A 9328-nucleotide genomic window follows, 5' to 3' on the forward strand; every position below is an offset into this window, starting at 1 on the left:
CGCTATCTCAAGCGTCATGACACCTGATGACACGCTCGACGCCTGCGGCCTTCTGTGCCCCCTGCCCGTGCTCAAGCTGCGCAAGCGCTTGAAATCCATGACGATTGGCGCGGTGATTGCGATGCAGGCGGATGATCCGGCGGCGGTGATAGACGTGCCGCATTTCTGCGCCGAATCCGGGCATGATCTCATTTCCGCGACCGATGCGGATGGCGTCCAGACCTACCTGATCCGCAAGACCTCCTGACGCCTCCACAACGAAAAATGCCGCACCCGAGGGCGCGGCATCCTTGATTCCGTTTCGCTTGCGCTCAGCCCAGCGACCACCAGCCGCGACGCTTCGGCTTGTTGTCGTCCTGCGGTGCCGGGGTCTCTGCCACCGGCTCCGGTGTCACTTCTGCAACCGGCTCAGGCGTTGCATCGGCCACCGGCTCCTGTGTCACCTCCGCGACTATCGGCGCGGCTTCCGCCACGACAGGTGCCGCTTCGGGCTCTGCACTTACGCTGGCCTCCTCCGCAATTGCGGCCTCAGGCTCTTTCTTCTTGCGCGGGGTCGGGGTGCGTTTGGGCTTGTCTGCCGCTTTGGCCTTGGGGGCCTCTTCGGTGGACGCACCTTCCTTCTCCGCAGGCTCTTTCTTCTTGCGCGGGGCGCGGCTGCGCTTGGCCTTGGGCTTCTCTTCAGAGACAGCTTCCTCTCCAGCCTCCGCCGACGCCTCGGTCGAGGTCTCAGTCACGGTCTCGGCGACAGTTTCGGGCGCGGAACCATCATTCTCTTGATCCGTCTCGTCCGACCCATCCGCGTCATCGTCCTCGCGGCCCTCATCGGACCCCTCACCATTACGGTCAGACCCGTTGCCATTCTTGGGCTTGCGGCGGCGGCTGCGGCGGCGGCGGCTCTTCTTGGGCTTGTCGCCCCCCTCGCCCGCGTTGCCGGGCGCGCTCTTGGCCTCGTCACCGGCTTCGGCTTCGACCTCGTCGTCGATCTCGTCCTCAACCTCGTCGTCGATGTCATCCATCAGCGCCGATGTGCCAGACACGAACTGCGCCATCGGCACTTCGGGCACATTGCGGGTCGCGGTCTTGAACTTTTCCATCGTAAAGTCAGGGCTGACCAGACGCGGATCACCTTCGATCCGCACCGACAGGCCATAGCGCCCTTCGATCTGCGCGACATGATCCCGTTTCTGGTTCATCAGATAGTTGGCAATACCCACCGGGCATTTCACCAACACCTCACGCGAGCGGCGGCGCACGCCCTCTTCCTCGATCTGGCGCAGGATCGACAGGGCAAGGCTGTCATCCGAGCGGATGAGGCCGGTGCCATGGCAGGCCTGACAGGGCTGCGTCGTCGCCTCGATCATGCCGGGGCGCAGACGCTGACGCGACATTTCCAAGAGGCCAAAACCTGAAATGCGGCCCACCTGAATGCGCGCGCGGTCGGTCTTGAGCTTGTCCTTGAGCCGCTTTTCCACCGAGGCGTTATTGCGACGCTCGTCCATGTCGATAAAGTCGATCACGATCAGACCCGCAAGGTCACGCAGGCGCAACTGACGGGCCACCTCTTCGGCGGCCTCAAGGTTGGTCTTGAGCGCGGTTTCTTCGATCGAGCCTTCCTTGGTGGCGCGGCCAGAGTTGACGTCGATGGCAACCAACGCCTCGGTCACACCGATCACGATATAGCCGCCGGATTTGAGCTGCACCGTCGGGTTGAACATGCCCGACAGATAGCTTTCGACCTGGAACCGGGCAAAGAGCGGCTGTTGATCGACGTAATGCTTCACGTTCTTGGCATGCGACGGCATGATCATCTTCATGAAGTCCTTGGCAATGCGATAGCCGCGCTCGCCCTCAACCAGAACTTCGTCGATCTCGCGATTGTAAAGGTCGCGGATCGAGCGCTTGATCAGATCGCCCTCTTCATAGATTTTCGCCGGCGCCATCGAGCGAAGGGTCAATTCGCGGATCTGTTCCCAGAGCCGTTGCAGATATTCGTAATCGCGCTTGATCTCGGCCTTGGTGCGTTTCGCCCCGGCGGTGCGCACGATCAGGCCCGCGCCACGCGGCACGTCGATCTCGGTCGCGATTTCCTTGAGCTTCTTGCGGTCCACGGCATTGGTGATCTTGCGGCTGATGCCACCCCCGCGCGCGGTGTTGGGCATGAGCACGCAGTAGCGGCCTGCAAGGCTCAGATAGGTGGTAAGCGCCGCGCCCTTGTTGCCGCGCTCTTCCTTGACGACCTGCACCAGCATGATCTGGCGGACCTTGACGACCTCTTGGATCTTGTATCGGCGCGCACGGGGCTTGCGCACCGGGCGAATATCCTCGCTGTCATCCTCTTCCGCGACGGATTCGATCTCGTCATCCTGCGCGGCATGATCGCGGGTATCGCTCTCGGGCTCATCCTCGCCCGACTCGTCGGCACCGGTGTCCTCGGGTTCTTCGACCGGGGTCTCGGCCACGCGCTCCATCGGCGATGTCGCCTCGGGCACTTCGGCGGCTGCGGCGGTCTCGTCCTCGAGGTCGATGGTTTCCATCCCCGAGATTTCCGAGGTGGCCACGGCATCGTCAGACTGTGTCTTTTCAGACCGCGTGCGCGAACGCGAGCGCGACCGAGAGCGGTTGTTGCGCCCGTCACTCCGACCATCGCTCCGCCCCTCGCCACCGCTGCTACGACGCGGACGATCTTCGTCCTCGTCGTTCTGCGCATTGGCCAGCGCCTCTTCCTCGGCCATCAGGGCCTCGCGGTCGGCAACCGGGATCTGGTAGTAATCGGGATGGATTTCCGAGAACGCCAGAAATCCGTGCCGGTTTCCGCCGTAATCGACAAAGGCCGCCTGAAGCGAGGGTTCAACCCGCGTCACCTTGGCCAAATAGATGTTGCCAGCTATCTGGCGTTTGTTTTCAGACTCAAAATCGAATTCCTCGACCTTGTTTCCGTCGACCACCACAACCCGAGTTTCCTCGGCGTGGGTGGCATCAATGAGCATTTTCGTAGCCATGTTTTCCGTTTGCATCGCGGCGCGGCCGCCTGCCCCGGTGGGGCGGCGCGTTGCGGCAGATGTCTGATAAGGGCGATGGCGGACGCGCAGCCAAGGGTGCCGGTGTCGGCCCCTGCACTGACAAAGTGATGTCTCGCGCGCTTCATCGCGGTTCTTCTTCTCCGGCCCCTTGCGGCGCCAATTCAGGGCCTGTCCACCGTTTGCAAGGGGTCAGGCTTGTATGTGGTCCCGTGAACGGGGCCCAATCGGTCTGCTCAATCATGTCGGAATGATCCGTACGGAGGACTGAAACAGCGAATCTCTCGTGGTGACGGAGCGGATTGCACCCGTCACCATAGTGTCACAGTAAAGCGTCCCATGCGCCAATGACAATGGACAAAATGAAAAGCGGGCTTATCGGCGGTCAAAGATAGTCAGACCGTTGCAGATTATACTTGGCCATCTTTTCGTTCAGGGTCCGGCGCGGCAGGCAGAGTTCGTCCATCACCGCAGCGATGCTGCCTTTGTGGCGGCGCATGGTGTTGTCGATCAACATGCGCTCGAACGCCTCGACATATTCCTTGAGCGGCTTGCCTTCGGTGGTCATCACCGGCTGCATATCCTGATGATCCGACATGAGCAGCGAGGTGATCGTGCCCGATCCCCGCCGCGCCTGCAACACCGCGCGCTCGGCCACATTGAAGAGCTGGCGCACATTGCCGGGCCAAGGGGCCTGCAAGAGCTGCGTGGCCTCCTGCGCGCTGACCTGCGGCGCGTCACAGCCGTAATCCTCGGCGAATTGCTCGGCAAAGCGGGTAAAGAGCGTCAGAATATCCTCGCCCCGCTGGCGCAGCGGCGGCACGGTGATCCGCAGGCTGGCCAGCCGGTAAAAGAGATCGGGCCGCAAGGCATCTTCGCAGGTGTGCCCCTCGTCCTGCATGTTCGAAATGGCAACCACGCGGGTTTCTGGCGGTGTGCCTTCGGCGTTGATATGGGTCAGGAGTTTGGCCTGCGCCGCCTCGCTCAACGCCTCGATATCCTCTAGCACGAGCGTGCCGCCGCGTGCCTCTTCAAAGGCCGGAAGCCGCGCATCGTCAGGCTGCACCGGGCCAAAGAGGCGCTTGATCAGCCCCTCCTCATCAAAGGCGGCACAGGCTACTGACACAAACTTGCGCCCCGCGCGCGCGCCCACCGCATGCAGCGCATGCGCCACCAGCGTCTTGCCAGTGCCGGTCTCGCCCTCGATCAGCACATGACCATCCGCCTGCCCCAGATCGAGGATATCCTCGCGCAGCCGCTCCATGGCATTGCTGGTGCCGATCAGCTTCTTCATCAACTGGCCACCATCCGACAGGTCCTTGCGCAGTGCGCGCGCGTCCAGCGTCATGCGGCGGGCATTGGTGGCCTTCTTGGCCAGTTCGGTCATGCGGTCCGGGTTGAACGGCTTTTCCAGAAAATCAAAGGCACCGATGCGCATGGCCTCGACCGCCATCGGCACATCGCCATGCCCGGTGATCATGATCACCGGCAGCGAACTGTCGGACCCCATCAGCTTCTTGAGAAACTGCATCCCGTCCATGCCGGGCATCCGCACGTCGGTCACGACGATGCCGGGATAATCCGGCCCCAGCGATTTCAGCGCCTCTTCCGCCGAAGCAAAGGCCTCGGTGTCATAGCCCGACAGGGCCAGCCATTGGCTGATGGACTGGCGCATGTCCTTTTCATCATCGACGATGGCGATTTTCATGGCTGCTGGCATTTCACGTCACTCCGCTGCTCGAGTCTCATCCGCCAATATGGGGAGCTGCATCTCGAATACAGCCCCTCCGTCAGGCGCATTGCGCGCCACCAGACGTCCGCCAAGGTCGTTGACGATCCCCGACGAAATAGCAAGCCCAAGCCCGACCCCGTCGCCGGGCTGCTTGGTGGTGTAAAAGGGCTCGAAAAGGTTCTTGAAATCACCGATCCCCTCGCCGTTGTCGCGCACCGTCAACACCGCCGTTTCCCCCGCCGCGAGCAGAATGTCGATGGTGGCATCGGGCACCGTGTTGGTGGCATCAATGGCATTGCGCAACAGGTTGATGATCACCTGTTCCACCCGCACCCTGTCCCCCATGATCATCACCGGCTGATCCGGCAGGGTGCGGGTGATGGTGATCTTGCGCTGGCGCAATTGCGGCTCCATCATCGAGAGCGCCGAGGCCACGGCATCCGCCATGTTTACAGGGGAAAACTGCGTTCCAGACTGGCGCGCATAGGACTTGAGCTGCTTGGTGATCGCCCCCATCCGCTCGATCAGATCGTCGATCCGCTGAAACGCCGAGAGGGCCTCGTCAGGGCGGTTGCGCGACAGCAAGAGCCGCGCCCCCGCGAGATAGGTTTTCATCGCTGCAAGCGGCTGATTGAGCTCGTGACTGACCGCCGCCGACATCTCGCCCAGCACCGCCAATTTCGAGCTTTGCTGGATGGTCTGTTCAGCCTGCGCAAGGTTCTCTTGCGCGCGGCGGCGTTCGGCGATTTCCCGCTGGAGGCGGGCATTCAATGCGCGAAGCTCTGCCGATTCCCGCTGAAACAGCGCCATCCGCAGCGCCGCCTTGCGGTTGAGAAAGTAAAACGCGAGCGCCAAGAGAATCGCGAATCCCATGATCTCGAGCGCGAGATAGCCGTTCACCTTGTCGCGCACCGCCGTGTAGGTGGTGAACCCGGCGATCCGCCAACCCCGAAAGGCCACACGCCCCTCGACCCGCATCACCGCTTCGCCGCGCACATAGGCATCGGCCGGTAGGGCGGTCCAATCCGAGGTCGCCTGAATGGCGCGTTGGATGGCGCTGGTGACCGGCTCTCGGCGCAGCGCCTCGGCCTCTGTCAACCCACGCCAGCGCGGTTCGGTCGCCAGAATGATCCGCCCTTCGGTATCCGTCACCATCACGGCATCGGAAATCCCCGCCCAGGCGCGCTCGTATTTGCGCAGATCAACCTCGACCACGATCACGCCCAACGTGCCATTCTGGGTCTCGATTCGACGCGAGTAGTAAAAGTTGAACTGCCCGGTTTCCTGCCGCAAAACATGGAAAATCGTATCGCGCGAGCGCATCGCATCCACGAAATAGGCCGCCGCCTTGTGGCTCTCGCCCAGACGCGAGCGCTCGGTCGCAGCGACCGCCCGCCCGTCCTTGTCCAAGAGGGTCAGCCCCGCCGCGCCGATCTCTTCCAGAAACGAAATCAGCCGCTGCGTGGATTGCGCATAGTCCTGCGTATTGAGCGCCGCAATCAGCGCAGGGTCCCGCGCCAAAAGCTGCGGCACGATGGCGTTCTGGCGCAACTCTGACAAAAGGTTGCCGGAATAGAGCACAAGTCGCAGCTCCGCGCGGTTGCGCGTGTTTTCGGTGAACCGATCCGTCAGAAGCCGGTTGGTGGTCAGCACCACCGCCACCGCCACCACAAAGAGCGCAAACAGCACCGCCCGTGCGCGCCACGAAATGGTGCGCATCCGGTGCCGTGCGGTCGAAGTGGCAGCTTTGCTCATACGTCCAGACTATGCCGCGCGACGCCGCTTCTCAAGCGCAAGCGCTCAGGCGCGTTCCAGCGCCCCCAAGAGCCCGGCAAAGAGAGCGGCCCCATCGGTGCCCCCCTGCAACGGCTCTGCCATCCGCTCAGGATGCGGCATCATTCCCAGACCGCGGCGATTCTCGGACAGGATGCCCGCAATGTCACGGGCCGACCCGTTGGGATTGTCGGTATAGGCAAAGGCCACGCGATCCTCGGCCTGAAGCCGCTCGAGCGTGGCGTCATCGGCATAGTAATTGCCATCGTGATGGGCAATCGGCACAGTGATCGTGCTGCCCGCCGCGTAACCATGGGTAAAGGCGCTGTCCGAGGTCACGACCCGCAGACCCACCGGCTTGCAGACATATTTCAGCCCCGCATTGCGCAATAGCGCACCGGGCAGGATGCCCGTCTCGGTCAGGATCTGAAACCCGTTGCAGACGCCCAGCACATAGCCTCCCTTGTCCGCATGCGCGATCACAGAGCGACAAATGGGTGAATTGGCGGCAATCGCGCCGCAGCGCAGGTAATCACCATAGGAAAACCCGCCCGGCACGCCGACCACATCGACGCCCTGCGGCAGATCGGTATCCTTGTGCCAGACCATCGACACCCGCGCGCCCGCACGCTCAAAGGCGACCGCCAGATCGCGGTCACAGTTCGATCCGGGAAAGACGATGACGGCGGCATGCATCAGGCCAACTCCACCGAATAGCTCTCGATCACGGTGTTCGCGAGCAGCTTTTCGCACATCTCGGTCACGGTCGCCTTGGCCTTGGCCGCGTCGGTCTCGGCCAGATCAAGCTCGATCACCTTGCCCTGCCGCACTGCTTCGACCCCGCCAAACCCCATCGACCCCAGGGCATGGCGCACCGCCTCGCCCTGCGGATCAAGAACGCCGGATTTCAGCATGACATGCACGCGCGCTTTCATGGGATACCTCTTTAGTTGATCAGTTTGGGCCGCGCCATCGGCGTGCTGCCCTTGGGCATGACCCCAAGACGGGTCGCAACCTCGGTATAGGCATCCGTCAGGCTGCCCAGATCGCGGCGGAACACGTCCTTGTCGAGCTTGCGGCCCGTGGCGATATCCCACAACCGGCAACTGTCGGGGCTGATTTCATCGGCCACGATCAGCCGCTGGAAATCGCCGTCATAGACGCGACCGATCTCGATCTTGAAATCAATCAGCTTGATGCCGACGCCATACATGACACCGGCAAGGAAATCATTGACGCGCAGCGCGAGGCTGAGGATATCGTCCATATCCTGCTGGCTGGCCCAGCCAAAGGCGGCGATATGCTCCTCAGTGACCAGCGGATCGCCCAGCTTGTCATCCTTGAGGCAATATTCCACGATCGGGCGCGGCAATTGAGTGCCCTCCTCAATCCCCAGACGCTTGGCCATGGTGCCCGCCGCATAGTTGCGCACGATCACTTCAAGCGGGATGATCTCGACCGCGCGCACCAATTGCTCGCGCATGTTCAACCGCTTGATGAAATGCGTGGGCACGCCGATGGTGTTCAGCCCGGTCATGAAATACTCGGACAGCATGTTGTTGAGAACGCCCTTGCCTTCGATCACAGCCTTCTTTTCGGCGTTAAAGGCGGTGGCGTCATCCTTGAAATACTGGATGATCGTGCCCGGCTCGGGGCCCTCGTAGAGGGTCTTGGCCTTGCCTTCATAGATTTTCTTGCGCCGAGCCATGGGAACTCCATCGTTGAGGGTGGGGGGCGTGAGTCCCCTCATGCCGATGCGCTCTCATAGTGCATGGGCCAACACGTCGCAAGATGGCGTTGGCCCCTTGCCCTTTTGTGTGCCAGATTGCATATCGGGGGCAACGGCAACGCATGCAAGGGGACCGGCCCAATGACCACCTTTGACGATCGCGAAAGCGCATTCGAAAACAAATTCGCCCATGACGAGGAAATGGCCTTTCGCGCCGTGGCCCGTCGCAACAAGCTTCTGGGCCTCTGGGCCGCAGAACTGATGGGCAAGACCGGCGACGACGCCAACGCCTACGCCCTCGAAGTGGTCAAGGCCGACTTTGAAGAGGCCGGCCACGAAGACGTCGTGCGCAAGGTCGCGGCCGATCTGGGCGATATCGCCGATGTCGATACGATCCGCTCCAAGATGGCCGAACTCTTGAAGATCGCCAAGGGCCAGCTTGCCAAAGAGGCCTGAGCCGGCACATTCGACGAAATCAGGGGCGTGTCACACCATGGCGCGCCCTTTCTTCTTGGTCAGGCAATACAAACGCGCCTCACCATTTACATGAAATATATGCATTTGCGCGCATGCCCGATTTGATGGCACATCTGCGTGCTCACGGATTACGGGACAGCCCAGATGACAAACGCCCTCACCAAGATGCTCGCCACCCGCGACTGGATTCTCGCCGATGGGGCCACCGGCACCAATCTCTTCAACATGGGATTGCAATCGGGCGATGCCCCCGAAATGTGGAACGATCAGCACCCCGACCGGATCAAGCGCCTCTATACCGAGGCTGTGGATGCGGGCAGCGACCTGTTTCTCACCAACTCCTTTGGCGGCAATGCGGCGCGTCTGAAACTGCATGGCGCACAGGGCCGCGCGCGCGAACTCTCCCGCATCTCCGCCGAGATTGGCCGTGACGTGGCCGACCGCTATGACCGCCCCGTGATCGTCGCGGGCTCTGTCGGACCCACCGGTGAGATCATGGCCCCGATGGGCGCGCTCACGCATGAATTGGCGGTCGAGATTTTCCACGAACAGGCCGAGGGTCTCAAGGAAGGCGGGGCCGATGTGCTCTGGCTCGAAACC

Annotated in this window: 9 protein-coding genes; 3 read left to right on the forward strand and 6 right to left on the reverse strand. The window is 62.1% G+C overall.

What is annotated here, in order from left to right:
• Window positions 1-16 precede the first annotated feature (16 nt).
• A complete protein-coding gene (locus tag KBT70_RS16410; protein ID WP_296636535.1) occupies window positions 17-247 on the forward strand; it encodes a sulfurtransferase TusA family protein in 231 nt (76 codons plus the stop codon).
• Window positions 248-311: 64 nt separating this feature from the next.
• Here KBT70_RS16410 and KBT70_RS16415 read toward each other — a convergent pair whose 3' ends face one another.
• The 6 genes from KBT70_RS16415 to purC all read right to left on the reverse strand — a co-directional run bounded on the left by KBT70_RS16415 (window position 312) and on the right by purC (window position 8230).
• Complete coding sequence (locus tag KBT70_RS16415; protein WP_296636508.1) at window positions 312-2999, reverse strand: ribonuclease E/G; 2688 nt, start codon at window positions 2997-2999, stop codon at window positions 312-314.
• Between the two features lie 403 nt (window positions 3000-3402).
• Window positions 3403-4737 carry a sigma-54 dependent transcriptional regulator gene (locus tag KBT70_RS16420; protein ID WP_296636511.1) on the reverse strand — a complete coding sequence of 445 codons (1335 nt, stop codon included), beginning with the start codon at window positions 4735-4737 and terminating at the stop codon, window positions 3403-3405.
• A 6-nt stretch (window positions 4738-4743) separates the two neighbouring features.
• Window positions 4744-6504, reverse strand: coding sequence for an ATP-binding protein (locus tag KBT70_RS16425; protein WP_296636514.1), 1761 nt, complete (start codon window positions 6502-6504; stop codon window positions 4744-4746).
• Window positions 6505-6549: 45 nt separating this feature from the next.
• Entirely contained in the window at window positions 6550-7218 is a 669-nt protein-coding gene (purQ, locus tag KBT70_RS16430; protein WP_296636517.1) for a phosphoribosylformylglycinamidine synthase subunit PurQ, read from the reverse strand.
• Window positions 7218-7457: a phosphoribosylformylglycinamidine synthase subunit PurS gene (gene purS / locus KBT70_RS16435; protein ID WP_296636520.1), complete on the reverse strand. Its 240-nt coding sequence runs from the start codon at window positions 7455-7457 to the stop codon at window positions 7218-7220. Before purS ends, purQ begins: the two co-directional genes overlap by 1 nt.
• Before the next feature lie 11 nt (window positions 7458-7468).
• On the reverse strand, window positions 7469-8230 hold the full coding sequence (gene purC / locus KBT70_RS16440) for a phosphoribosylaminoimidazolesuccinocarboxamide synthase (protein ID WP_296636523.1): 762 nt from the start codon (window positions 8228-8230) through the stop codon (window positions 7469-7471).
• A gap of 162 nt (window positions 8231-8392) precedes the next feature.
• Here purC and KBT70_RS16445 point away from each other — a divergent pair, with 162 nt between their 5' ends.
• Window positions 8393-8707: a DUF1476 domain-containing protein gene (locus KBT70_RS16445; RefSeq protein WP_296636528.1), complete on the forward strand. Its 315-nt coding sequence runs from the start codon at window positions 8393-8395 to the stop codon at window positions 8705-8707.
• Window positions 8708-8872: 165 nt separating this feature from the next.
• Window positions 8873-9328: homocysteine S-methyltransferase family protein (locus tag KBT70_RS16450; protein ID WP_296636530.1), on the forward strand; the 456-nt coding region annotated here is incomplete at its 3' end.

Source organism: Roseovarius sp., assembly GCF_018066915.1.
Lineage (GTDB): Bacteria > Pseudomonadota > Alphaproteobacteria > Rhodobacterales > Rhodobacteraceae > Roseovarius.